A 23784-nucleotide genomic window follows, 5' to 3' on the forward strand; every position below is an offset into this window, starting at 1 on the left:
GGAGTGCTTTCAAATTTGGGATTTCGCTTTCGCGCGATAGCGCGATGAGAAATCCCAAATTGAATGGACGGCGGGCCAACGAGCCCGCCGCCAAATAAAACAGCCTGCGGCTGCGCCCCACGCGCAGTGGGAAAAAAGCGTATCACCGCGTGACGATTGGGTGACGGAGTGGCTTTGAACTGGTGTCGGGGAGGCGCGTGCGTAGAGTCCGCCGTCTATGCCGGATACAAGATCCGAGAGAATTCTCGTGGTGGACGACGAGCCCGACGTCACTGAGCTGTTGTGCTACACGTTGAATGCCAAGGGCTTTGTGGTAGAGGCGTTGAACGATCCGAACCGCTGCGTCGATTTTGCGCGGGAGTTTGAGCCCGACCTGATCGTGCTCGATGTGATGATGCCGGAGCTTAGCGGGATCCAGATTTGCCGGATGTTGCGCGCTTCGGCGTCGCTCAAGAAGGTGCCGGTGTTGTTTTTGACGGCCAAGGCGGAGGAGGCAGACCGCGTGCAAGGCTTGGAGGCGGGGGCGGATGATTACGTGAGTAAGCCCTTTAGCACAAAGGAGTTGGTGTTGCGCGTGCAGTCGATTTTGCGGCGTTCGCGCGAGGGGCGGCAGGCCGAGGCTAGGGTGTTGGAAGTGGGCGGGCTCGCGCTCGACCTGGGCCGGCACGAACTGCGCTTGCACGGCGAGTTGGTCGCGCTCACGGCGACGGAGTTTCGCTTGTTGCACCTGCTGATGTCGCGGCGCGGGCGGGTGCAGTCGCGCGAGCACCTCTTGCTCAATGTATGGAACTACGAGACCGAGATCGAGACGCGCACGGTCGATACCCATGTGCGTCGCTTGCGCGAAAAGCTCGGCTCGGAGGCGGACTGGGTCGAGACAGTGCGCGGCGTGGGCTACCGATTTAGCGAAAAGGGGCCGACAGCGGTTTTAAGCGATTCAAGCGTTACTCTCTGATGTCGTGGGTGTTACCAATACTCGCGGTGGCTCTGGGGGCGGCGTTTTACGCGCTTTGGGCGCGCCGCGAGGGCTTACTTGCCCTAGAGAGCTACCGGCGCGGGCAATTGTCCGAACTCTCGGCGACTCTCGGGAATTTGCAGGAAGCGGTGCTCGTGGTCGATGCGGAGAACCGCGTGCGTTTGGCGAACCACGCCTTGCGGCGGATTTTTGCGGATGCGGAGAGCTTAGTCGGTGCGCGGCTCGACGCGGAGCGGCACGGGCAAGCGCTATTGGACTATTTAGACGTAGTGCGACTGCGGCAGCGGACACCGAGGCGGCGGATCGAGTTTGAGGCAAAGCCTCGCTTTACTGGCGAGCCGGAGCGAGGCGCAGGGCCCTTGGTTGGCGGCGCGTCGCCCAACAACAGGGGAGAGCCTGTGGCGCAATCGGTCTGGGCGGAGGTCGCGGGCACGCTAATGCCACCGCTCGGCAACGACGCAATAGGGCAGGGGGCTTGGGTGCTCGTCGTGCTGCATGACATTACCCAGCAGCACAAGCTGGAGACCATGCGTAAGGATTTCGTCGCCAACGTGTCGCACGAGTTGCGGACGCCGCTTAGTGTGATCATGGGCTATGTCGAAACGCTGGTCGACGCGCACCGGACGATTCCCGAGGAGACGCGCGAGCAGTTTTTGCTCAAAATCCAGCGGCATACGCAGCGGCTCAATTCGCTCTTGGACGACCTGCTCTCGCTCTCGCGCTTGGAGTCGGAAGCGCCTAATGCGGGCGGGGCCGGAAGCGTGCGCGAGCGAGTGGACCTAGCGAAGCTGATTTCTGGCGTGGTCGAGGACTACCGGGGCCGGCCTGCGGTGCTTGAGGGGCGTTTTCGCTTGTGTTCCGAACTAATTGACTGTGGGCCGCCAGCAGCGACTGAGGGCACCGCGCCCAGTGCGTCAGTCTTGGCGGAGAGCGGTGCGGATGCCGGGCTCTACGTTTTGGGTGATGCTTTGCAGCTTACGCGGGCCTTGGAAAACCTGATTGATAACGCGCTGAAATACACGCCGAGCGGCTCGGAGATTTGCGTGAGTGCGCGTCGAGTCGCAGCCGCAGTAGGCGCGGATGAAGCCGAGCCGATGGACGCAAGGCGGCTTGCCTCGCGCGAGGTGGTCGAGGTCCGTGTGCGGGACGATGGGCCGGGGATTCCAGCGGAGGATCTGCCGCACATCTTTGAGCGGTTTTATCGAGTCGATAAGGGGCGCTCGCGTGCACAAGGCGGCACAGGGCTGGGGCTTAGCATCGTGAAACACATCGTCCAACTCCACGGCGGGCGGGTTTGGGCACGGGCACGCGATGAAGTGGCCGGGCAGGGCACGGCGATTTATTTTACGCTGCCAATGGCCTAGCGCTTTTCCTGCGCTCACGGTACTTTCCCACTGCGCGTGGGGCGGCAGCGTGTCGCTGCACCCATTTACAGAGCCGCTTGGTTGCCGTGCATTCGCACAGCAGCCAAGCGGCTCTGTGAAAAGGACCCAAACTTGTAGGCGGGAGTTTATTAGTGATTTTCCCCACCTCGCCCAAACGGGTTATCACTCTACTTTCCCTTTTACTCCTCCCCCTGTCGCAACGCGACAGGGGAGAGTGCTTTCAAATTTGGGATTTCGCTTTCGCGCGATAGCGCGATGAGAAATCCCAAATTGAACGGGTGCAGGCACAGCCTGCCGCCCCACGCGCAGTGGCGGTCAGTGACCGCTTCCATTTTGCGAGCCGCCGTCAAGTGTTGGCAGCCCGTCAGACCCTAGCGCATCGTCGTGCATGCTGCGCTTGCTGCGGCTTCGGTGTCCGCCTAGCGAAGGCGGTTTATGTCTATTGCCGAGGCCCAATCCATTATTGAAAACCGTGCTGCGGAGCTGCGTGTGCAATTGGCGGCTTTGCCTAGTGATTGGAAGCACGCGGCGACGCGGGATGGCAGGAGCGGTGTGACCTTGGAGATCGGCTGTGGGCACGGGCATTTTATCGCGGCGTATGCGGCGGCGCATTGCGAGGAGCCGTGTCTAGCGATTGACATCATTGCGGAGCGCCTAGCGCGCGCACAGAAGAAGCTCGACCGTGCGGCCCTTACCAACGTCGTCCTGTTACGCAGCGAGGCGCGGCTCTTGTTGGACAATTTACCGGACTGGCTGCGCTTCCGCCGTGTGTTTGTGCTTTTCCCCGACCCGTGGCCGAAGCGGCGGCATCACAAGAACCGGCTCTTGCAGCCCGATTTCCTCAAATCGCTTGCGCGGCACTGCACAGCGGACGCGCGGCTCTATTTCCGCACTGACCACGCCCCGTATTTTGCGGAAGTTGCGGAGTTGCTGCGCACGCATCCCGATTGGGAAATGGCGGGGGATGGTGAGCCCTGGGGCTTCGAGCAGGAAACGGTTTTCCAAAAACGCGCCGGCGGATACTACCAGTCCTGCATCGCGCGAGTGGGTGCGGGCGAGTGGGCGGCGCGTAAGAGTGATAAGTAAAACTCGCTATACGTATAAGCGGCGCGACTCTCGCGGGTGCGCTGTGCTTATTTTGCGAAATTATCTGCGCATCGGTAGTTGACGCACGGGAGAGCGGACCCCTAGCAATTGGCCCTTTCGCATTTTTCTAAGCCACTCACGCACCATGTCACTTGCCCCTAAACTCGCGCTTCCAGCTCTCTTTTTGAGTTCCGGCATGAGTGCGTTTGCTGCAGTCGATCCGGCGGCCTCACAGTTCCTCGGCGGCTGGGTGACGAATAGCATGCTGACGGGCTGGGCGGTGTCGCTCGTTCTCGCCCTCGTGATTGTGAAGTTGATTGGCAAGCCGTCGCTTCTCCCCACGAAGCGGCAGGCGGTGTTTGAGTCGCTGCTCGAAGCCTTGCGCGGGCTCTTCGAGCCGATTGTCGGCAAAAAGGCGTTTCCGGCGGCCTTCCCGCTTTTGGTCACGTTTTTCATTTTCATCCTCGTGCAAAACTACGCGGGGCTACTCCCCGGAGTCGGCACGGTGGGCTATGGGCATACGGATGCGGAGGGGCACTTTCATATTACGCGTGCTCTGGTCCGCCCGTTTACGGCGGACTTTAATAGCACTATCGCACTGGCGCTGATTTCGTTCGGTGCCTGGCTGATCATTATTTTCAAATACGCGGGCCCAAAGATGATTCTTTGGGATTTGTTTGGAAACAAGGCCGACAAGAAGGACACGCCGGGCTGGCTCTACCCGATCCTTTCGCTCGTGTTTTTGGTCGTGGGCTTAATCGAAGTCTTCTCGATTTGCATCCGGCCTTTCACGCTTTCGGTGCGGCTTTTCGGCAATGTCTTTGGCGGCGAAAACCTACTCCACGGCACGGGCTTTGTCTTTGTGTTCTACTTTATGGAGCTAATGGTCGGGCTCATCCAAGCCATCGTCTTTACGCTCCTCAGTGCCGTTTACATCGGCCTCATTACTAACCACGACGACGGCCACGATGCCGAGCACGGCGACGCGGCGCACCCAGCAGAAGCGGCCCACTGATCCCTTTCGCCGCTGGGAGTGTGCCCAAAACGATGCGCACACAGCGGCTAAACCAACCACTAACGAAACCTCCAATCCTCTATCCTCATATGCTCCCCGCTATCCTCGCTGAAATCACCGGTAACCTCACTAGCGCGCTCGGTCTGCTCGCCGCTGCTGTCGGCGTCGCGCTGATTGGCACGAAGGCCGCCGAGTCCGTCGGTCGCAACCCCGGTGCCTCGGGCAAGATCCTCGTCCAAGCCATCATCGGCATGGCCCTTGTCGAAGGTCTCGGTATTCTCGCGCTCTTCCTCGCGAAGTAAGCGTTTCGCTCCGCTTTAATAAAAAACCGGCCCGCTGCGGAGGGTTTCGCATTTCGACTCGCCAGCCAACCTCGCTGCACACGAGTCCTCTCGCCGAATCCTCCGTAGCGCGCGCCCTGCCTCCGCTCTCCCTCCTTTTCCGCCTCCCGCCTCTCCTCCCCATGCTGCCACTCCTGCTTGCTGTCTCCGATGCCGCTGCCCAAGCGACTGATGCCGCGCCCGGGATGATTGAGACCTTCGGCTTAGAGTCGAAGTTCGTCATCATGCAGGCGATCAGCTTTCTGATTCTCTTCGCCGTCATCTACAAGTTCGGCATCAAGCCCACGCTCTCCACGATGGAGCAGCGCAACGCGAAGATCGAGTCGGGGCTCAAATACGCCGAGGAGATGCGCGAAAAGCTCACCGCCTCTCAACGTGAGAGTGCCGAAATCGTCCAAAACGCGCAGGTCAAGGCGGGCGATATCATCAACGAAGCGCGCACGACCGCCAAAGACTTCCTCGAAAAGCAAACCCAAGAGGCGACCCAAAAGGCCAACGACCTGCTCACCAAGGCGCAGCAAGCCATCGAGCTAGAGCGGCTCAAAACAATCGCCCAAGCGCGCGAAGAGATTTCCCGCCTCGTGATCGCGACGACCGAGCGCGTGCTCGCCAAGCAGCTTAGCGATGCCGACCGCGCTGCCTACAACGAGAGCGCGACCCGCGAGCTCAACATTGTCTAACCCGCGCGCGTTTCCCCGCTCCCGCTCCTGCGCGTATCTCCGCCCTCTCTTTCTCTAACCACATGGCCGCCGCCCCCTCCAAAGCTTCGCAGCAACTCGCGCGCCAACTCTTCGGCCTAAGCCTCGCTAACGGGCTCGTGACGGCCGAGCGCGTCGAAGGCGTCCTCGCTTATCTTGAAAAGCACCCGCCCGCGCAGCCGCTCGCCGTCCTCGAAGCCTATCGCCGCCTCGTCGCTCGCGAGTTGGCCAAGGGCGAGCTCATCGTCGAGCACGCGGGGCCCATCGCCGAAGGCATCCTGCGCAGCCTCGAAGGTGCCTTTACCCAAAAATACAAACGCCAAGTCACCGCGCGCAGCGTGCACAACGCCAGCCTCATCGCCGGACTGCGGCTCCACATCGGCGACGACCTCTACGAAGCCAGCATCGCCCAGCAACTCTCCCAACTCACCGTTGCCGCCTAAGCCCGTAGCCCGGCGCCCGACAAACTAAGCGCTCCGCTTTTTCCCAAAAAACCCGTCCTTTTCCCTCTCTCGCCCACTCGCAACCCATGAGCACCGTCCTCGAACAAATCGAACAACAGATCGCCAAACTCTCCAATAAGGCGGTTAAGAAAAACACGGGCACCATTCGCAGTGTCGCCGACGGCGTCGCCAAAATCGACGGCCTCTCCGACGTGATGTATAACGAGATGGTGCAGTTCCCGGGCGGAGCGACGGGGCTTGCGCTCAACCTTGAGGCCGACGAGGTCGGCTGCGTCATCCTCGGCGACGTCTCTCAGCTCAAGGAAGGCGACGAAGTCTACACCACCGGCAAGCTCCTCTCCGTGCCCGTAGGCAAAGCGCTGCTCGGTCGCGCCGTCGATGCGCTCGGCAACCCCGTTGACGGCAAAGGCCCCATCGAGGCGAAGGAGACCTATCCCGTCGAGCGGATCGCGCCCGGCATTATCGCCCGCAAGTCCGTCGACCAGCCGCTCTTTACCGGCATTATGGCGATCGACTCGATGATTCCGATTGGGCGCGGCCAACGCGAGCTCATCATCGGCGACCGCGGCACCGGCAAGACCACCATCGCGATCGATACCATCATTAATCAGGCCAAGATTAACAAAGTCGGCCTCGCGTCGGGCGACCCGTCCTTCCGCCCTGTTTACTCTATCTACGTCGCGATCGGGCAGAAGAACTCGAACATCGTCCGCACTATCTCCGCCCTCGAAGCCGCCGGCGCGCTCGACTACACCATCGTCGTCACTGCGCCCGCTGCCGATAACCCCGCCAACCAATACCTCGCACCCTACTCGGGCGCGGCCATCGGCGAGTGGTTTATGGAAAACGGGATGGATGCGCTCATCGTCTACGACGACCTCTCCAAGCACGCCGTCGCCTACCGCCAGATCTCACTCATCCTCAAACGTCCCTCGGGTCGCGAAGCGTATCCCGGCGACGTGTTTTACCTACACAGTCGGCTCCTTGAGCGCTCGGCCCGCCTCGACGGCAAGGGCTCGCTCACCGCGCTTCCCATCATCGAAACGCTCGCGGGCGACGTCTCGGCCTACATCCCGACCAACGTTATCTCGATCACCGACGGGCAAATTTTCCTAGAAACCGACCTCTTTAACCAAGGTATCCGCCCGGCCGTCTCGGTCGGCCTCTCGGTTTCCCGTGTGGGCTCCGCCGCGCAAATCAAGGCCACGAAGCAAGTCGGCGGTAAACTCAAGGGCGAGCTTGCCCAGTTCCGCGAGTTGGCGGCCTTTGCGCAGTTTGGCTCCGACCTCGACGCGAAGACCAAGGCGCAGCTCGACCGCGGTGCGCGCATCGTCGAACTCTTCAAGCAGCCGCAATTCAACCCGCTGCCGATCGAGCTCCAAGTCGCGATCCTCTTCGCCATGCAGCAGGAACTCTTCAACGACGTGGCGGTAGGCGACATCGTCGCCGCCAGTGCCTCGCTCAAGGACTACCTCATCGCCCGCAAAGAGGCGCTGCTGACCGAGATTCGCGAAGCCGCCAAACTCGACGACGCCCTCACCGCCAAGCTCAAAACCGCCACCGAAGAGTGGAAGCAGAGCTATGTGACTGCCGCTAAGTAAGGGCTTTCCCACTACGCGCTCTCGCCTCTTCCCGCCGCTCACTCGCCACCGCTTTTTTTCCGCCACGCTCTGACACATGGCCTCCACTCGCGACATCCGCCGCCGCATCAAGTCGGTCAAAAACACCCGCCAAATCACGCGGGCGATGGAGCTTGTCGCGGCCTCAAAGATGAAGCGCGCGCAGCAGGCGACGCTCGCCGGTCGGCCCTACGCGCTGCTCATGGCCGACATGCTCGGTGCGCTCGCCAGCCGCGTCGACGGCACACAGCACCCCTTCCTCGAAAAGCGCGAAATCAAAACGCGCGGCATCCTGCTGCTCACGACCAACATCGGCCTTTGCGGTGCGCTCAACGCCAACCTCTTCAAACTCGTTGGCGAGGTAAAGAGCGCCGCCAAATTTGTCGCCATCGGGCGCAAGGGTGCGCAATACCTCGCCCGCACTAAGCGCGACCTCATCGCCGAATTTGTGGTCGATGACCGCGGCAGCTTTAACGAGGTCAAGGTCGCTATCGAGTTCATGACCGAGCGATTCCTCGCGGGCGAGATCGACACGATCGAAGTCATCTACCCGCGCTTCAAAAACACGCTTGTCCAAACTCCGCTGCTGCGCCCCGTGCTGCCACTGAGCAACGTGCGCGACTTCGCCGCCACGCTCGAAGTCGAGGCGGGCGTCCACAGCGACTCACCCACCGACACGCGCGAAATGCTCTTCGAGCCCTCTGCGCCGGAAGTCCTCGACGCGCTCCTGCCCTTCTACGTCAACCGCTTCATTCACCAACTCGTCCTCTCCGCTCGGGCCTCCGAGTTTAGTGCACGGATGGTCGCCATGAAGACCGCCAAGGACAACGCTTCGAAGCTCCTCGACGACCTCACCCTCGAATACAACAAGGCGCGTCAAGCCGCCATCACGCAGGAGATTCTGGAAATCGCCGCGGCCCAATACGTCGCCGCGTAGGCTGCGCCGCACGACGAAAACTGCTGCGCACTGCTACTCCCTTTTTTTAACCTACACCACACCGCTCCTTCCTCCGTCCCTCGCCCCCTTTTTAAAGCCGCCATGAGCAATACCGGAAAAATCGCCCAAGTCATTGGCCCCGTCGTTGACGTCCAGTTTTCGGAAAACGAAATCCCGCCCATTTACCAAGCCCTCAGCGTCGAGTTTGAGGCCGCGGGTAAACCCGAGCGGCTCACGCTCGAAGTCCAGCAGCACCTCGGTGGCGGCCTCGCGCGCGCCATTGCGATGTCCTCCTCCGAAGGACTCAAACGCGGGATGGAAGTCGAGGACACCGGTGCGCCTATCTCTGTGCCCGTCGGCGAAGGCGTTCTCGGGCGTATCTTCGACGTGACCGGCACGCCGGTAGACGGACGCGGCCCAGTCGCTTACCAAAAGAAGTACCCGATCCACCGCGCCGCGCCCTCGCTCGCTGACCAAGACACCAACGCCGAAATCCTCGAAACCGGCATCAAGGTCATCGACCTGATCGCCCCCTTTACCAAGGGCGGTAAAGTCGGCGCCTTCGGTGGCGCAGGCGTCGGCAAGACCGTCGTCATCATGGAGCTGATCAACAACATCGCCAAGGCGCACGGCGGTTACTCCGTTTTCGCGGGCGTCGGCGAGCGCTCGCGCGAAGGTAACGACCTTTACCACGAAATGTCCGAGGCGGGAGTCATCGACCAAAAGAACCTCGCCAACTCAAAGGTCGCCCTCGTTTACGGCCAAATGAACGAGCCGCCGGGGGCGCGTATGCGCGTCGCCCTCTCCGCGCTGGCGATGACCGAGTATTTCCGCGACGAGAAAAACCAAGACGTGCTCCTCTTCGTCGATAACATCTTCCGCTTCTCCCAAGCCGGCTCGGAAGTGTCCGCGCTGCTCGGTCGCTCGCCTTCGGCGGTGGGCTACCAGCCCACGCTCTCGAACGAGATGGGCCAGCTCCAAGAGCGCATCACCTCCACGAAGAAAGGCTCCATCACCTCCTTCCAAGCCGTCTACGTGCCGGCGGACGACCTCACCGACCCGGCTCCGGCCAACACCTTCGCGCACCTCGACTCCACGATCGTGCTCGAGCGCGCCATTGCCGAAAAAGGCATCTACCCGGCGGTCGATCCGCTCGCTTCGGTGTCCAAAGCCCTCGAGCCGGGAATCGTCGGCGAAGAGCACTACCATGTCGCCCGCGAGTGCCAACGCGTGCTCCAACGCTACAAAGACCTGCAAGACATCATCGCCATCCTCGGGCTCGACGAGCTCTCGCCAGAGGACAAACAAACCGTCTTTCGCGCGCGCAAAATCGAGCGCTTCTTCTCGCAACCCTTCCACGTGGCCGAAGTCTTCACCGGCTCGCCCGGGAAATACGTCTCGGTCAAAGACACCGTGCGCGGGTTTAAGATGATCCTCGACGGCGAGCTCGATGACGTCGCCGAGGGCGATTTCTACATGAAAGGCTCGATCGACGAAGTCCTCGCCGCCTCGAAGAAATAAGGAAAGGCGCTCAGCGCGTGCGCGAGTCTGCTAGCTGACTTTCCCGCCCGCGCTCGCCGCCCCGTCATACCGCTTCACACACACCGACTGCCCTTTTTAGAAAAACGATGTCACTCACGCTCGAAATCGTCACTCCCGAGGCACGGGTCTACTCCGATACGGTGGACTCCGTCGTGATCCCGACGGTCGAAGGCGAGATCGGCATCCTCCCCGGGCACCTCCCGCTCTTGACCCAAGTCGCGCACGGCGAACTCGTCGTCGCGCAGCCGGGTGGCGGGCAAGAACGCCTCGCGATAGGCGGCGGGTTTGCACAAATTTCGGGCGACAAGGTTTCGGTGCTCGCTGAGCACGCGTGCTCGGAGGACTCGATCGACGAACGCGCGGTAGAGGAGGCGATGAAACGCGCCCAGCAACAAATCGAAGAAAGCCAGCACCTAGACCCGCAACAATACGAGCAACTCCAAAAGCTGGTGAACTACGCCGGCGCACAGCTTTCGCTCAAACGCCGCAGTCGCTAAGGTCTGTTCCCCGTTTGAACCGCGCGCCGCGCTAATACTTTTCCACTACGCGTGGGGCGGCAGGCTGTGCCTGCACCCATTCACAGAGTCGCTTAGTTGCCGTACATTCGCACAGCAACAAAGCGGCTCTGTGAAAAGGCCCCCAAACTTGGAGGCGGGAGTTTACTGGCGATTTTCCCCGCCTCGCCCAAAGGGGTTATCACTCCCCTCCCTGTCGCAACGCGACAGGGGAGAGTGCTTTCAAATTTGGGATTTCGCTTTCGCGCGATAGCGCGATGAGAAATCCCAAATTAAATGGAAGCGGTCACTGACCGCCGCCCCACGCGTAGTGGGAAAAAAGCGTTAGCTGGTGGCGGGGGTGAGTTCAAACATCCGGTCGATGCAGCGGGCGGCGCGGCGGCGTAGGTCTTCGTCGAGTGTCACGATTTGCTCGGGACGCGGCGCGCGCAGGAGATCGCGGATTTTTTCCAGCGAGTTGAGCTTCATGTAGGGGCAAAGCCGGCAGCCGCCGATGAAGTTCTTTTCGGGGCTTTCGACTTCGAGGCGGCCCACGAGCCCGCACTCGGTGAGCATGAGGAAGTAGGGCGCCGCGGTGCTGGTGACGTAGCGCATCATTTCGCCGGTGCTGCCGACGAAGTCGGAGGCGCGGGCAACGGCTTCCGTGCACTCGGGGTGCGAGACGACCTTGAGGCCGGGGAATTGGGCGCGCGCTTGCTCGATCTGGGCGACATCGAACTCTTCGTGCACCATGCAGGTGCCGTCCGAGGAGATGATTTCCTTTTTCACGCCGCGGCGCACGAGTTCGTTACGGATGTTGTCGGCCATGAGCCGGTCGGGCACGAAGAGGATCCGTTCTTGAGGGAGCGCGGCGACGATTGAGTAGACGTTGCCACTGGTGACGCAGACGTCGCACTCGGCTTTTACTTCGGCGGTGCTGTTGATGTAGCAGACGGTCGCGGCGTCGGGGTAGAGGGCTTTGAGCCGGCGCACGTCTTCGCCGGTGATTGAGTCGGCGAGCGAGCAGCCGGAGCCGCGGTCGGGGACGAGGACGGTGGCTTGCGGAGAGAGGATTTTGGCGGTCTCGGCCATGAAGACGACTCCGGCGAAGAGGATGACGTCGGCCTGCGCCTCTTTGGCTTTGAGGCTGAGAAAGTAGGAGTCGCCCTTGTAGTCACCTACGCCATACACGATTTCGGGCTCGACGTAGGAGTGAGTGAGGATGATGGCGTTTCGCTCGCGTTTGAGCGCGTTGATTTCGAGCGTGAGGGGCGCGATTTCGAGGCAGGTCTCGTAGTTCCAGCGGCGGCCTTTCGGGTCGCACTCGACGTGCATGAGTGCGCGTAAGAGCCGCTCGGCTTCTGCTTCGATGTCGCTGCTCTTTTGATTTTTGCTGCGCGTCGTCGCCTTGCTGTCAACAAGGGCAGAGGGGGAGAGGTCAGGGAGTGGCGAGGAAATCATGACAGGGCCGCCCAAGAGAGGCGGAATCAGGGCTGGTGCAAGTTGCGGCGCGTAAATTACGCGGCGGCGACAGTTGCGGTGCGTGTGCTCGTGACTGTGTTGCCCGCACCGATTTGGAGGACGGTGACGCGGTGGGCGGCGATTTCCTCAGGAGCGAGCGCGGCGTAGGCGGCGATGATGACGAGGTCGCCCACGTTTACGAGCTGGGCGGCCGCACCGTTTATCTGCACTTGGCCGGGCTCGCCGTAGATGACGTAGGTGGTGAAGCGCACGCCGTTGGTGATGTCGTAGACGCTGATTTCTTCGAACTCCAGGAGCCCGGCGGCGCGGCATAGGGCGCGGTCAATCGAGACCGAGCCTTCGTAATCGGGGTCGGCTGCCGTGATCGTGGCACGGTGGAGTTTGGCGCGTAAAAAAGTTCTAAGCATGTTGTGCGGCGGCGTAGGCTTGCAGGCCGTGTAAGGTGAGCGCGGGTTCGGTAACCGTAAAGCAGCTTTGTGCGGCAAAGTGTGGGGCTTGGCCTCCGGTGCCGATGACAGTGACAGACTGCCGTGTTTGGGCGGGCCCGCGCCGGGGCGCATCGAGGGCGAGGGCCGCAGCGTGCGCGCCAAAGGCGTCGTGCGCGCCGCGTGCGGCCAGTTCGCGTATAGCTCCGGCGTGGCCGTAGAGTGCGCCGGCGCGAATGGCGCTAACAGTGTCTTTTGCGACTAGTGGCGGCAGGCTCCCCTGGGCTCTTGGCAATTTAACGCTCGGCAGCTTGGCGGTCGCGTGTGCGAGTGCGGCGGGCCAGAGCGCGAGGCCGGGAAGAATCGCGCCGCCGAGCAATTCACTCTCGCGCGTGAGGAAGCTGAGCGTGGTGGCGGTGCCGCAGTCGATGATGACGAGGTTTTGGCTTGGGTAGAGTTTGCGTGCGCCGAGTGCTGCGGCGATGCGGTCGGTGCCGAGTTGGGCGGGGCGGCGGTAGCCGATTTTGAGTCCGTGATTCGCGGCGGCGCTGAGGAGGAGCGGGCGAAGTCCCACTGCGGTTTCGAGTGCGGTGAAGAGTGGGGCGGTGCGCTCGGGGACGACGGACGATAGGGCCACTGTGCTAAAGCTTTTGCCTACCCGGCGGATGAGTTGCTGGGCCGAAGCGTCGCTCGGTAGCCGGAGGTGTTTTACCAAGCGGTCGGACTCGAATACGCCGACCGCGAGCGTCGAGTTGCCCAAATCGAGCGTGAGGATGCGTCCAGTCATTTTGCGGGCTGCGTTAAGAAAGCGTGAATCGCTGCGGCGAGCGCGGCGGGGCCGGCCAGGCGCGGTGGGGCTTGGTCGTTGGCGGCGCGCGTGTAGAGTCGGAAGGGGTGGGGCGTGCCGCGCGCGGTGGCGGTCTCGATTTCGCTAAGATCGTTGTGCGCGATGGCGTCGACTCGCGCCGCGCGAAACTGGGCGGTGACGGCGGCGAGCCGCTCGGCGTCACTTGCGCCGACCGTGAGTTTAAACCCAATGACGCGGAGCGGTCGCGGCGACATCGCGTGAAGCTGGGGGAGGAGCTTGGGCACGCGGACGAGCCGGAGTGTGAGTGCGGCGGCCTCCGAATCGATTTTCCCCAAGAGCGGTTCTGCGGGCCGGAAATCGGCGACTGCGGCAGCCATGAGGACGGCGTCGATGTCGCCCGTGCCGAGTCGCTCGCGTAGTGCGGCCTCGAGGCTTGCCGTCGTGGTGAACGCTTGGCTTGCGAGTGAAGGGCTTGGCGCAATCGAGTGTGCGCTGCGGAGCAGCTCGACCGAGTGGCCGAGTGCAGTCAGCGCAGCGGCGAGCGCGGCCCCGGTTGCGCCGGTGCTGGTGTTGGTAATCGCGCGAACGCGGTCGATTGGCTCGCGCGTGCCGCCTGCTGTAACGAGAATCCTCACAGTCGCAGACTGTTTTACTTGGCGGCGCCCTCGTCGGGGCGGCGTCCTCCTTGGGGGTTTAGGGAAGCGATTTCCAATTTAGCCAACACCTCGCTTGCGATTTGCTCGGGCTCCATGAGGCGGCCGATGCCGGTGTCGCCACAGGCGTGGAGGCCGTCGACCGGTTCGAGGATGTGTGCGCCCCAGCTTTTGAGTTTTTCAATCGCGGCAGTGGTGGCGGGGTGCGTCCACATGTGGGGATTCATGGCGGGAGCGATCCACCAAGGTTTTTCGCGCTGCCAAGCCAGGAAGAGCGTGCCGAGGCAATCGTCGGCGAGTCCAGCGGCGAGCCGGTTAAGCGTGTTGGCGGTGGCCGGGCAGAGGAGCGCGAGGTCGGCTTCGCGAGCGAGTGCGATGTGGTCGAGTGCGCGTCCGTTTTCCCAGAGCTCGGAATAGACGGGGCGCGCGCTCAGGCCTTCGAGCGTGGCGCGTCCGATGAAGCGGAGCGCGGCAGGCGTGGCGACGCACTGGACGCTGACGCCCGCTTGCACGAGCCGCGAAATGACGGTGCAGGCTTTGTACGCGGCGATGGAGCCGCTGAGGCCAAAGAGCACGCGACCAGAGGCCGTTTTATTTGGCGCGCCGCTCGCGGGCGGCACGTCATTTTCTGGAGTTGGGGCCTTCATGAGAGCGGCACGTTATCGATTAGGCGGGTGTTGCCGAGCCGGATGGCACTCAGGCGCCTCTGATGTGCTTTGAGGTCTTCGACGTAATCGACCGCAAAGCCGAGCGCGGTGAGCTGCGCGGTGGCGCTTGCCGCGTCGGGCGCGGTGCAGAGGGTTTTATAAAATTGTGGGGCCAGCGCGCGCTCGGCGGGGCTTAGGTGGCGGTTGCGCGAGCTGAGGGCCAGCCCGTCGGGCCCGCGGACGCTGGGGCAGCCGATGATTTCGGTTTCGAGGAAAAAGGCAGTGGCCATGCCTTTAATGAGTTGGAGCTGTTGCCAGTCTTTCTCGCCGAAGTAGGCGCGTGTCGCTCCGGCGATTTGTAGGAGCTTCATCACTACAGTGAGGACGCCGGTGAAGTGGCCGGGGCGGTGTGTGCCGCAGAGCGTGCGGCTAAAGTGGTCTTCCTGAACCGTGTAGTGCGTGCCGGTATCGGGCGGGTAGAGTTCTTCGACCGGCGGGATGAGGGCGGCATCGACGCCTTGCTCGGCCATGAGTGCGAGGTCGGCGTCGAGCGTGCGCGGGTAGCGGGCTAGGTCACTCGGGTCGTCGAATTGAGTCGGGTTTACGAAGAGTGTCGCGAGCACGAGGTCGCAGTCGCGCCGCGCGGCAGCAAAGAGCGAGGCGTGGCCCGCATGGAGTGCGCCCATTGTGGGGACGACGCCGAGTGTCGCGTTTGGAGTTTTGGCTAAAAACTCCGCGCGAGACGCGCGCCACTCGGCGACGGTGTGGAGGATTTTCGGCTCCTTGGGCATCGCGTTAACTGTTCGGTTAAAAAGACTCTTCCGCGTTGGGGAATTGGCCGGAGTGGACGGCTTCGGCGTAGGCGCTGAGCGCGCGGCGGCTCTCTGCGCTCGCGTCGCCGAAATGGCGGACGAAGCGGGGCTTGAAGCTGGGGTTGAGCGCGTGCAAGTCGTGCCAGACGAGGATTTGGCCGTCGCAGTGCGGGCCCGCGCCGATGCCGATCGTGGGGATGGTAAGCTTGGCGGTGATTTTTTTCGCGGCCTCGCTCGGGATACACTCTAGGACGAGTGCGAAGGCACCGGCTTTTTCGAGGGCTTGTGCGTCATCCAAGAGCTCGAGGACTTCGCTCGGGTTTTTGGCTTGGACGTGATAGCCGTCGGTCGCGCGGACGCTTTGGGGCTGGAGACCGAGGTGGCCCATGACGGGGATTCCCGCTTCGACGAGTTCGCGAATGACCGCGACAGTGCTGCCTGCCCCTTCGATTTTTACGGCATGGGCCCCGCTGCGTAGCAGCTCGGCGGCGGTGTCGAGCGCGTAGGCCGTGCCTTTGCGCGCGGAGAGGAAAGGCATGTCGGCCACAATGAGGCAGCCGGGCCCGCCGCGCGCTACGGCGGCAGTGTGCAGAGCCATGATCGCGGGCGTCGCCGCGAGCGTGTCGCTGTGACCGTGGACGGCCATCATGACGCTATCGCCGACGAGGAGGGCATCAATGCCGGTGCCCGAGATCAGGCGCGCGCTGGGCGCATCGTAGGCAGTGACCATCGAGATTTTGTGTCCCGAGTTTTTGGCGGCAGCAAAGTTGCGTAGGGCTTCCATAAGAAGGCGCGAGAGCGAAGCCACTGCCGCGCGCGCCTTCAAACGCATTTATCCATCAAACGCGCGCCGCGCCGCCGCGCTGATACGCTTTTTCCCCACTACGCGTGGGGCGGCAGCGTGTCGCTGCACCCATTTAGATTTTGGTTTCGTTTCTGCGCGTCGCGCAGAGGCGAAACCAAAATCTAAAAAGGACCCCAAGATTGGAGGCGGGAGTTTACTGGTGATTTTCCCCTCCTCGCCCAAACGGGTTATCACTCTACTTTCCTTTTTACTACTCTCCCTGTCGCAACGCGACAGGGGATAGTGCTTTCAAATTTGGGAATTGGTTTCGTCGCGAAGCGACGAGGCCAATTCCCAAATTAAATGGAAGCGGTCACTGACCGCCGCCCCACGCGTAGTGGAAGCTCAGAGAGAGCGGCTAGGCTTTGAGTTGGGGTCGGGCGGGGTCGGGCCAGTCGATGTGGAAGAAGCGTCCGCGTTTCTCGTCGGTGCGTTCGTAGGTATGTGCGCCGAAGTAGTCGCGTTGAGCTTGGAGGAGGTTGGCGGGGAGGCGTGCGGAGCGGTAGCCGTCGTAGTAGGCGAGGGCGGAGGCGAAGGTGGGCACGGGGATTCCGTTTTCGGCGGCGAGGCTCACGACTTTGCGCCAGTTGGTTTGGGCGGCTTGGATGGTTTTGTTAAAATAGGGATCGAGGAGCAGGTTCGCGAGGCGGGGGTTCGCGGCGTAGGCTTCGGTGATTTTTTGGAGGAAGGCGGCACGGATGATGCAGCCGCCGCGCCAGATTTGGGCGATTTTGCCGAAGTTGAGTTTCCAGCCAAACTCATCTTGGGCTTGGCGCATGAGTTGGAAGCCTTGTGCGTAGGAGCAGATTTTCGAGCAGTAGAGGGCGTCGCGAATCGCTTCGATGAGGGCTTTCTTTTTGGCGGGCGAGGGGCTGAGTTTTTCGAGCTTCGGGCCTTTGAGGATCTTGGAGGCGGCGACGCGTTCTTCCTTAATGGCGGAGAGGCAGCGGGAGAAGACGGACTCGGCGATGGTGGGCGCGGCGACGCCCATATCGAGCGCGTTGACGCTGGTCCACTTGCCGGTGCCTTTTTGGCCGGCGGTGTCGAGGACGATGTCGACGAGGGGTTTTTTGGTGACGGGGTCTTTTTGTTTTAAAATGTCGGCGGTGATTTCGATGAGGAAGCTGTCGAGGACGCCTTCGTTCCAATCGGAGAAGATCGCGCCCATCTCGGCAGGTTTTAGGCCGAGGAGGCCCTTCATGAGGTCGTAGGCTTCGCAGATCATCTGCATGTCGCCGTATTCGATGCCGTTGTGCACCATCTTCACGTAGTGGCCTGCGCCGTTCTCGCCGATGTAGGTGGTGCAGGGGACGCCGCCTTTTACAGGTTTGCCGGGGGCCGCGCCGAGGAGGGGTTTGCCGGTGGTTTTGTCGACTTTGGCGGCGATGGCTTTCCAGATGGGCTCTAGGTGTTTGAAGGCGTCGCGGTCGCCGCCGGGCATGAGTGAGGGGCCGAAGCGTGCGCCTTCCTCGCCGCCGGAGACGCCGGAGCCGATGAAGAGAAAGCCTTTTTCTTTAAGGGCTTTTTCGCGGCGGATGGTGTCGGTCCAAAGGGCGTTACCGCCGTCGATGATGATGTCGCCCGGCTCGAAGACTTCGCAGAGGCCGTCGATGACGGCGTCGGTGGGGCGTCCGGCTTGGACGAGGATGATGGCCTTGCGCGGACGGGCGAGTGAGGCCGCGAATGCTTTGAGCGTAGTGGTGGCGACGAGCCCGCCGGGGGTGTCGGGATTTTCCGCGACGAATTTCTCGGTTTTCTCCGTCGTGCGGTTGTAGACCGAGATTTGGAAGCCGTGGTCGGCGATATTGAGGGCGAGGTTTTGACCCATCACGGCGAGCCCGATGAGTCCGATGTCGGAGCGTTCTTTGGCCATAAGCAGAAGTGGTGACTAGAGGGCCCGGGCTACGCAGCAATCGTTTATTGGGCAGAAGGAGATATGCTTATAAAAAAATCTTCGACCGTTGACGAAGTGGCAGTGTCGCTTCGCAAATGAGACGGGTCTGCGACCTAAAATGATTGCGCGTTATCTCCCCGCGGCCTTGCGCCGTCTTTTTAAAATCACAGTGCCTTCGCGTCCCCCTGCTTACACCTTAATCGACCAGCCGGGGCAACTCGCGCCGCTCCTCACTGCGCTCTCGCGGGTCAGCGAGCTCGCGCTCGATACCGAGGCGGACAACATGTATCACTACAAGACGCGTGTGTGCTTACTCCAGTTTTTGGTGGGCAAGGAGGTGTTCATGGTCGATGCGCAGGCCCCGCTGCTAAAGCTCGACGCGCTTTGGGAGGCGCTCGCCGATAAGCACTTGATCATGCACGGGAGCGACTTTGACCTGCGGCTTTTGTACGACCTGTGTCGGTTTAGCCCGAGGAGCATTTTCGACACGATGCTCGCGGCCCAGCTCCTCAATCGCCCGCGCGTGGGGCTGGCCTCACTACTTGAGGCCCATTTTCAGGTAAAACTCTCCAAGGACTCGCAAAAGGCCAACTGGTCGAAGCGTCCGCTTACGCAAAAGATGCTCGACTACGCCGCGCTCGATGTGTGGCACCTGCCCGCGCTGCGCGACATCCTCACGCGCGAGCTCGAGCGGCGCGGGCGGCTCCCATGGCTCAAACAGCAGTGCGAGGCGCAAATTAAGGCGGGCTTGAGCGGCTTTGCGCCGCGCGACGAAAACGCATGGCGCATCGGCAAATCCGAAAAGCTAAAGGCGCGTGGGCTAAGCGTCCTGCATGCCGTGTGGCACTGGCGCGAGGAGACCGCCGAGCGGCTTGATGTGCCCGCCTTTAAAGTCTGCAACGCGGACCGGCTCCTCACGCTCGCCCAAGCTGCCGATGCGGGCGACTCGCTCGCTGCGATCCTTGCGCGCGTGCATTTAGGCCGCCGCCACGAGCGCTTACTGCCTACGCTGACTGCTGCCGTGACGCTCGGGCTGGAGCGTGACCCGCAGACGATCGAAGTGCGCCGCAAACGTCGCCGCGACCCCGATGCGCAGCCGCTCACTCAGGCCGAGGTCGAGTTGCAGCAAAAGATCCGCGAAGACCGCGACCGGCTTGCGCAAAAGCTTTCGCTAGAGCCCACGCTAATCGCCAACCGCACCCAACTCGCGCGCATCGCTCGCGAGCCGCGCGCGCTCGATGAAATCCTGCTGCCTTGGCAGGCCGAGCTCATCCGCAGCATGCCCGCGCTGCAGGGAGTGTGAGAAATGGGGTTCCATGTGGGTGAGCCCTTCCACAACATCGCGTGGCATTTGACGCGGATGGCTGCCGCGCAGCCGGAGCGCGCCGCGCTCAAAATCCCGCGTAGGCGAAGTGCCGCGCGGTCGGGGCCGCAAGGCGCGGCTGCCCGCGAAGGACGGATCGACTACCTAGAGCTGAGCTTTCGCGAACTGGAGGCCGAGGTCGATGCGTGGTGCGCGAAGCTCGCAGCAAAGAGCGCGGGCGAGAGTTGGAAAGGCGTGCGGACACTCGTGATGTTGCGCCAAGGGCTGCCGCTGATTGCGGCGGTCTTTGCGCTCTTCAAACTCGGGGCCGTGCCGATCGTGATCGATCCGGGCATGGGCCTCAAAAACTTCCTTCGCTGCGTCGTGCGCTCGCGCCCGAAAGCACTCGTGGGGATCCCGCTCGCGCAAGTAGTGAGCCGTGTGTTTTGGCAAAAGTTCGCGAGTGTGCGTTGGCGCGTGTGGGCCAGCGGCGCGTTGACGGGGCGGGTAACGCCGGGCCCTGAGCGTGAGGCAGTAGCGGTGGCGGAAACCGCTGCCGACGACCTCGCCGCTATCCTTTTTACGAGCGGCTCGACCGGCGCGCCAAAAGGCGTGTGCTACACGCACGGGATGTTTGAGGCGCAGCTCGGGCTGATTCGCGCACAGTACGCAATCGCGGCAGGCGAGGTCGATCTGCCGATGTTGCCGGTGTTTGCCCTCTTTAATCCGGCACTCGGGATGACAACCATCGTGCCGGAGATCGACCCGCGCCGTCCCGCACAAGTAGATCCGGCGAAAATCGTGCAGGCGATTTTGCAGGAAGGCGTTACCAACTCCTTCGGCTCGCCCACGCTCTGGCTGAAAATCAAGCGGCACTGCGTGGCGCACGGCATCCAGCTTCCGAGTTTGCGGCGCATCTTGTGTGCCGGTGCGCCGGTGCCCGCCGAGCTTTGGGAAGACACGGCGCGTTGGCTGCCTAACGGCCAACTTCACAGCCCCTACGGCGCGACCGAGGCTTTGCCGATTTGCTCGGTGTCGTCGGGCGAGATTGCCGAGCTAAAGCAGTCGGCGCGGCCGTACCGGGGCGCCTGCGTGGGAAAGCCGTTGCCCGGGATCACGGTGAAGATTTTAGAAATCGTGGACGGGCCGATTGCGACTTTGGCCGAGGCACGCGAACTCCCGCGCGGCCAAGTTGGCGAAATCATCGTCGGCGGCCCAAACGTGACGCAGGACTACGATGCGCTGCCCGAAGCGACCGCGCGCGCGAAGGTCGCGGTCGCTGACCGTTCTACTTCGCGCAGCGTCGCGGGCGCAGCGTCAGAGCCTGTGGGCGATGCTGCTGTGGTGGACACGCCGCCAACGAGCGGCGGGCAAAATAGAGCGAGCCCAGGGCTTCTCCATCGGATGGGCGATTGTGGGTATTTGGACGAAGCGGGCCGACTCTGGTTTTGCGGGCGTGTCGCCGAGCGCGTGCAAACCGCGCGTGGCGACGAGTGCGGCAGCCTCGGCGCAGCCACGCTCTACACCGAGCCCTGCGAGCAAGTCTTTCGCGCTCACCCGCAAGTTGCCCGCTGTGCGCTAATCGGACTCGGGCCGGCCGGCTCACAAACGCCTGCCCTCGTCGTGCAACCGCGCGCGGCGAAAGCGACGAAAGCTGAGCACGCGGCGCTTACGCGCGAGCTGCGCGGCCTCGCCCTCGCGCACGAACACACGGCAAAAATCGAGCGATTTTACTTTCACCCCGACTTTCCGGTAGACGTGCGCCACAACGCGAAAATCCACCGGCTGACGCTGGCGCGCTGGGCCGCGACCGCGCACGCTTTTCGCGCCTAAGAAAATGGGCCGCCGCGCTGAGTTTGGGCGGCGGCGTGCAGTGCGCCTGTCTATCGGATGTCGCGGACTGCGCCTTGGCCGCCGTTTAGCGCCGTATAGAAGGGGTCGCCGGGGCGGATGCTGCCGCGCGTGATCGCTTGGCCAGTGAAGGCGGATTTGTAGAGCGCAGTCAGAAAATCGATGCTGCGGCGGGCTTCGTCGCCGCTCGTGTTGGGGCGCGTGCCCTCATCTCTGTTTTTAATCAGAGTGGCGATTTGCGCGGTATGGGTTGAGCCGATGTCTTCGCCGAGCGAGTCCCAGGCCGAGTGGAGTTTGGCCGCGTGGGCGGTGTCGCTTGCGACGAGTGCGCTGGGCGTTAGCCGCCAGTTTTCGCGCGTGTAGCTGTAAAGGTAGTCGGCCTCGAGCGTCGCATGTTCGCAGTCGATGCGGATCTTGGTTTCTTGGCGCGGGCTTACTGCACTGTTCATAATCGAAGCTCGGGCTCCGTTGGCGAAGCGCACATGCGCCATCAACAGGTCATCGACCTCGATAGCGTGAAATTGGGTGGCCGCGATGGCGCGGACTTCCTCCCAGTCCCCGAGCAGGTGGAGCAAGAAGTCCACTGTGTGAATGCCGTGTGCCATCGTCGTGCCGCCGACTTCGGTCTCCCACTTGCCGCGCCAAGGGACGGCATAGTAGGCGCGGTCGCGAAACCAGAGCGTGTTGGCGAGCGCGACGAGGGGGCGGCCTAGCGTGCCGTCTTGGATGAGTTTGCGTGCATGATTTCCGGCGGAGCCGGAGCGCATTTGGAACATACAGGCGGTGTAACAGCCGGTGCGCGCTTCGGTCTCTTGGATTTTGTCGAGCTCGGCGAGCGAGGCGCAGAGCGGTTTTTCGCACATGACCCAAGCGCCCGCCTCCATCGCGGCGATGCTGGCCGGTGCGTGGAACCCGGGAGGCGTGCAGACTAAAACGAAGTCGGGGCGTGCTTCGCGTAGCAGGGTGGCGTGGTCGCCGTAGGCGGCGGGGAGGCCGTAGCGCGCGCGAAAGGCTTCGGCGCGTGAGGTGTCGATATCGCACACCGCGACCAGTTCGAGCCGGTCTTTGAGCGCATTGACTGCATTGACGTGGGCGGTGGCGATCTCGCCTGTGCCGATTAGCGCGACGCGATAGGGTTTCATGGTGGTGGGGCTTTGTTGTGTGGGGTGACTTAGCGCGTGAAGGCTGAGTTTGGGGCGGCGGCGAGCGTGCGCAGCACACACGTGAGTGGCGAGCCGCGAGCCAGATGCCTCGCGTTTCAAACGCGAACAGACCGCAAGCTAGCGGGTGGGGTTTTTTTGAAGCAAGGAGAGAGGAGCCGCATCGGGTCTGATTTCACGTGTAAGGATTGCCAGCCAGCCAGACTTGATGGTGGCGCGCAAAAAAGCCGCGCATGCGCAGGCACGAGCGGCTTTTGGGGGAGGAGCGCTGTGGCTTTAGTTTCCCAGCGTGCGGCACCAACGGGCGCACGCCAATGAAAGGGTCTGCGGCGCTAGAAGCGGAACGAGAAGCTGGCCTCGAGTCCGACGTCGTCGGTGTCGCGAGCGCTGAGGCCGAGGAGTTTGACGTCGTCGACCCATAGGTAACGCGCGCCGAGCGTGACGGACGCGGCGGGCGTGAAGTTATACTTCATCCCGGCGAAGGCCTGGGCGGCAAAAACAGTGTCGTTATCGGAGTAGTGGATGAAGTTGCTCCAGAAGCCGACATCCGCATTTGCGAAGCCGAGACCTGCGCCGAAGTACGGCACCCAGCCGAGGCCAGTCATCTCGCCACGATAGTTGAAGAAGAAGGTCGTTAGGTCGTAGGCCACGCGGTTGTCGCCCAGGTCGACGTAGCCGAACTCGAATTCGAGGTTGTGCGAAAAGCGGTCGGGCAAGTCGCCGAGGCTGCGGCTGGGCAACTCCATGCCCGCACGAATGGTGATTAGCGCTTCTTCGGAATCGATCAAGTAGCCGAGTCCGACGCCGACGTAGGGAGACGCCGAAGCGGCTTGAGCTTGAGCTGTGCCGAGAGCGAAGCCCGCCAGCGCGAGCAGAGTAAGTAGGTATGTCTTCATAGGGATTAGGTCGCTTTGTGCGAACTACGTACAGGGCGAGCCATTCGAATTCTTTCAAAGACAAAAAACACCGTCCGCGAAATCAGTGACCGCGCGCTCTCTCTGAGCTTCCACTGCGCGTGGGGCGGCAGCGTGTCGCTGCACCCGTTCAATTTGGGATTTCGCATCGCGCTATCGCGCGAAAGCGAAATCCCAAATTTGAAAGCACTCTCCCCTGTCGCGTTGCGACAGGGAGTAGCGCCAAGGTAGAAATGGGGAGGGGGCAGTCTATTAAGCGGGGGTAAGCGGAAGGCGGAGGGATTTGGTTTAGGCGATACTGGGCGAAGTGGAGCTTGGGCCGACTATGGCCTCTCTTTTTACAAAAACTCTTGTCAGTGCTGCACTGCTTGGCGCAGTCGCTGCGTCGCAGGCATTAGCAGAACTTACCCCCCCCCCCCCCAGGGCATTAGTAA

General features: G+C 62.3%; 23 protein-coding genes. 13 read left to right on the forward strand and 10 right to left on the reverse strand.

The features are described 5' to 3' along the window. The first annotated feature begins 217 nt into the window (after window positions 1-217). The 11 genes from AXK12_RS02130 to atpC all read left to right on the forward strand — a co-directional run bounded on the left by AXK12_RS02130 (window position 218) and on the right by atpC (window position 10560). A complete protein-coding gene (locus AXK12_RS02130; RefSeq protein ID WP_068711129.1) occupies window positions 218-955 on the forward strand; it encodes a response regulator in 738 nt (245 codons plus the stop codon). Between the two features lie 8 nt (window positions 956-963). Continuing rightward, window positions 964-2340 carry a sensor histidine kinase gene (locus AXK12_RS02135; protein ID WP_197456961.1) on the forward strand — a complete coding sequence of 459 codons (1377 nt, stop codon included), beginning with the start codon at window positions 964-966 and terminating at the stop codon, window positions 2338-2340. A gap of 456 nt (window positions 2341-2796) precedes the next feature. Beyond that, window positions 2797-3447: a tRNA (guanine(46)-N(7))-methyltransferase TrmB gene (gene trmB, locus AXK12_RS02140; protein ID WP_068711131.1), complete on the forward strand. Its 651-nt coding sequence runs from the start codon at window positions 2797-2799 to the stop codon at window positions 3445-3447. A gap of 145 nt (window positions 3448-3592) precedes the next feature. Continuing rightward, window positions 3593-4462, forward strand: a complete 870-nt coding sequence (locus AXK12_RS02145) for a F0F1 ATP synthase subunit A (protein ID WP_068711132.1) — start codon at window positions 3593-3595, stop codon at window positions 4460-4462. 89 nt (window positions 4463-4551) lie between these two features. Next, the gene (locus AXK12_RS02150) at window positions 4552-4764 is read left to right on the forward strand and encodes an ATP synthase F0 subunit C (RefSeq protein ID WP_068711133.1); all 213 of its coding nucleotides are present in this window, start codon (window positions 4552-4554) and stop codon (window positions 4762-4764) included. Between the two features lie 161 nt (window positions 4765-4925). Beyond that, a complete protein-coding gene (gene atpF, locus AXK12_RS02155; RefSeq protein WP_068711134.1) occupies window positions 4926-5483 on the forward strand; it encodes a F0F1 ATP synthase subunit B in 558 nt (185 codons plus the stop codon). A gap of 62 nt (window positions 5484-5545) precedes the next feature. Beyond that, window positions 5546-5944 (forward strand): F0F1 ATP synthase subunit delta, encoded by a 399-nt coding sequence (locus AXK12_RS02160; protein WP_068711135.1) that lies wholly within the window; start codon window positions 5546-5548, stop codon window positions 5942-5944. Between the two features lie 86 nt (window positions 5945-6030). Then, window positions 6031-7566, forward strand: a complete 1536-nt coding sequence (gene atpA / locus AXK12_RS02165) for a F0F1 ATP synthase subunit alpha (RefSeq protein WP_068711136.1) — start codon at window positions 6031-6033, stop codon at window positions 7564-7566. A 76-nt stretch (window positions 7567-7642) separates the two neighbouring features. After that, window positions 7643-8521 carry an ATP synthase F1 subunit gamma gene (atpG, locus tag AXK12_RS02170; protein WP_068711137.1) on the forward strand — a complete coding sequence of 293 codons (879 nt, stop codon included), beginning with the start codon at window positions 7643-7645 and terminating at the stop codon, window positions 8519-8521. A gap of 102 nt (window positions 8522-8623) precedes the next feature. Continuing rightward, complete coding sequence (atpD, locus tag AXK12_RS02175; protein WP_068711138.1) at window positions 8624-10042, forward strand: F0F1 ATP synthase subunit beta; 1419 nt, start codon at window positions 8624-8626, stop codon at window positions 10040-10042. Between the two features lie 107 nt (window positions 10043-10149). After that, a complete protein-coding gene (atpC, locus tag AXK12_RS02180) occupies window positions 10150-10560 on the forward strand; it encodes an ATP synthase F1 subunit epsilon (RefSeq protein ID WP_068711139.1) in 411 nt (136 codons plus the stop codon). A 342-nt stretch (window positions 10561-10902) separates the two neighbouring features. Here the strand turns inward: atpC and nadA are convergent, their stop codons facing one another. The 8 genes from nadA to gndA all read right to left on the reverse strand — a co-directional run bounded on the left by nadA (window position 10903) and on the right by gndA (window position 18101). Further along, entirely contained in the window at window positions 10903-12018 is a 1116-nt protein-coding gene (gene nadA, locus AXK12_RS02185) for a quinolinate synthase NadA (protein ID WP_082782581.1), read from the reverse strand. A 56-nt stretch (window positions 12019-12074) separates the two neighbouring features. After that, window positions 12075-12446, reverse strand: a complete 372-nt coding sequence (panD, locus tag AXK12_RS02190) for an aspartate 1-decarboxylase (protein ID WP_068711140.1) — start codon at window positions 12444-12446, stop codon at window positions 12075-12077. After that, a complete protein-coding gene (locus AXK12_RS02195) occupies window positions 12439-13251 on the reverse strand; it encodes a type III pantothenate kinase (RefSeq protein ID WP_068711141.1) in 813 nt (270 codons plus the stop codon). The genes panD and AXK12_RS02195 overlap by 8 nt, the downstream gene beginning before the upstream one ends. After that, complete coding sequence (locus AXK12_RS02200) at window positions 13248-13907, reverse strand: phosphopantothenoylcysteine decarboxylase domain-containing protein (protein WP_068711142.1); 660 nt, start codon at window positions 13905-13907, stop codon at window positions 13248-13250. Before AXK12_RS02200 ends, AXK12_RS02195 begins: the two co-directional genes overlap by 4 nt. 14 nt (window positions 13908-13921) lie before the next feature. Next, window positions 13922-14572, reverse strand: a complete 651-nt coding sequence (locus tag AXK12_RS02205; protein WP_082782577.1) for a flavoprotein — start codon at window positions 14570-14572, stop codon at window positions 13922-13924. Continuing rightward, window positions 14569-15363 carry a pantoate--beta-alanine ligase gene (gene panC / locus AXK12_RS02210; protein WP_068711143.1) on the reverse strand — a complete coding sequence of 265 codons (795 nt, stop codon included), beginning with the start codon at window positions 15361-15363 and terminating at the stop codon, window positions 14569-14571. Before panC ends, AXK12_RS02205 begins: the two co-directional genes overlap by 4 nt. A 16-nt stretch (window positions 15364-15379) precedes the next feature. Then, the gene (gene panB, locus AXK12_RS02215; RefSeq protein ID WP_068711189.1) at window positions 15380-16168 is read right to left on the reverse strand and encodes a 3-methyl-2-oxobutanoate hydroxymethyltransferase; all 789 of its coding nucleotides are present in this window, start codon (window positions 16166-16168) and stop codon (window positions 15380-15382) included. Window positions 16169-16586: 418 nt separating this feature from the next. Continuing rightward, window positions 16587-18101, reverse strand: a complete 1515-nt coding sequence (gene gndA / locus AXK12_RS02220) for an NADP-dependent phosphogluconate dehydrogenase (protein WP_068711144.1) — start codon at window positions 18099-18101, stop codon at window positions 16587-16589. A 139-nt stretch (window positions 18102-18240) separates the two neighbouring features. On the opposite strand from gndA, the gene AXK12_RS02225 reads away from it, so the two are divergent. Further along, window positions 18241-19425 (forward strand): ribonuclease D, encoded by a 1185-nt coding sequence (locus tag AXK12_RS02225; RefSeq protein ID WP_068711145.1) that lies wholly within the window; start codon window positions 18241-18243, stop codon window positions 19423-19425. 3 nt (window positions 19426-19428) lie between these two features. Beyond that, on the forward strand, window positions 19429-21258 hold the full coding sequence (locus tag AXK12_RS02230; RefSeq protein WP_231863491.1) for an AMP-binding protein: 1830 nt from the start codon (window positions 19429-19431) through the stop codon (window positions 21256-21258). Between the two features lie 50 nt (window positions 21259-21308). Here the strand turns inward: AXK12_RS02230 and AXK12_RS02235 are convergent, their stop codons facing one another. Together AXK12_RS02235 and AXK12_RS02240 are read right to left on the reverse strand one after the other, a co-directional pair. After that, window positions 21309-22418 (reverse strand): Gfo/Idh/MocA family protein, encoded by a 1110-nt coding sequence (locus AXK12_RS02235; RefSeq protein ID WP_068711190.1) that lies wholly within the window; start codon window positions 22416-22418, stop codon window positions 21309-21311. Between the two features lie 350 nt (window positions 22419-22768). Next, window positions 22769-23332, reverse strand: a complete 564-nt coding sequence (locus tag AXK12_RS02240; RefSeq protein WP_068711147.1) for an outer membrane protein — start codon at window positions 23330-23332, stop codon at window positions 22769-22771. Window positions 23333-23784: the final 452 nt, after the last annotated feature.

This window comes from Cephaloticoccus capnophilus (genome assembly GCF_001580045.1).
In the GTDB taxonomy this organism is placed as follows: domain Bacteria; phylum Verrucomicrobiota; class Verrucomicrobiia; order Opitutales; family Opitutaceae; genus Cephaloticoccus; species Cephaloticoccus capnophilus.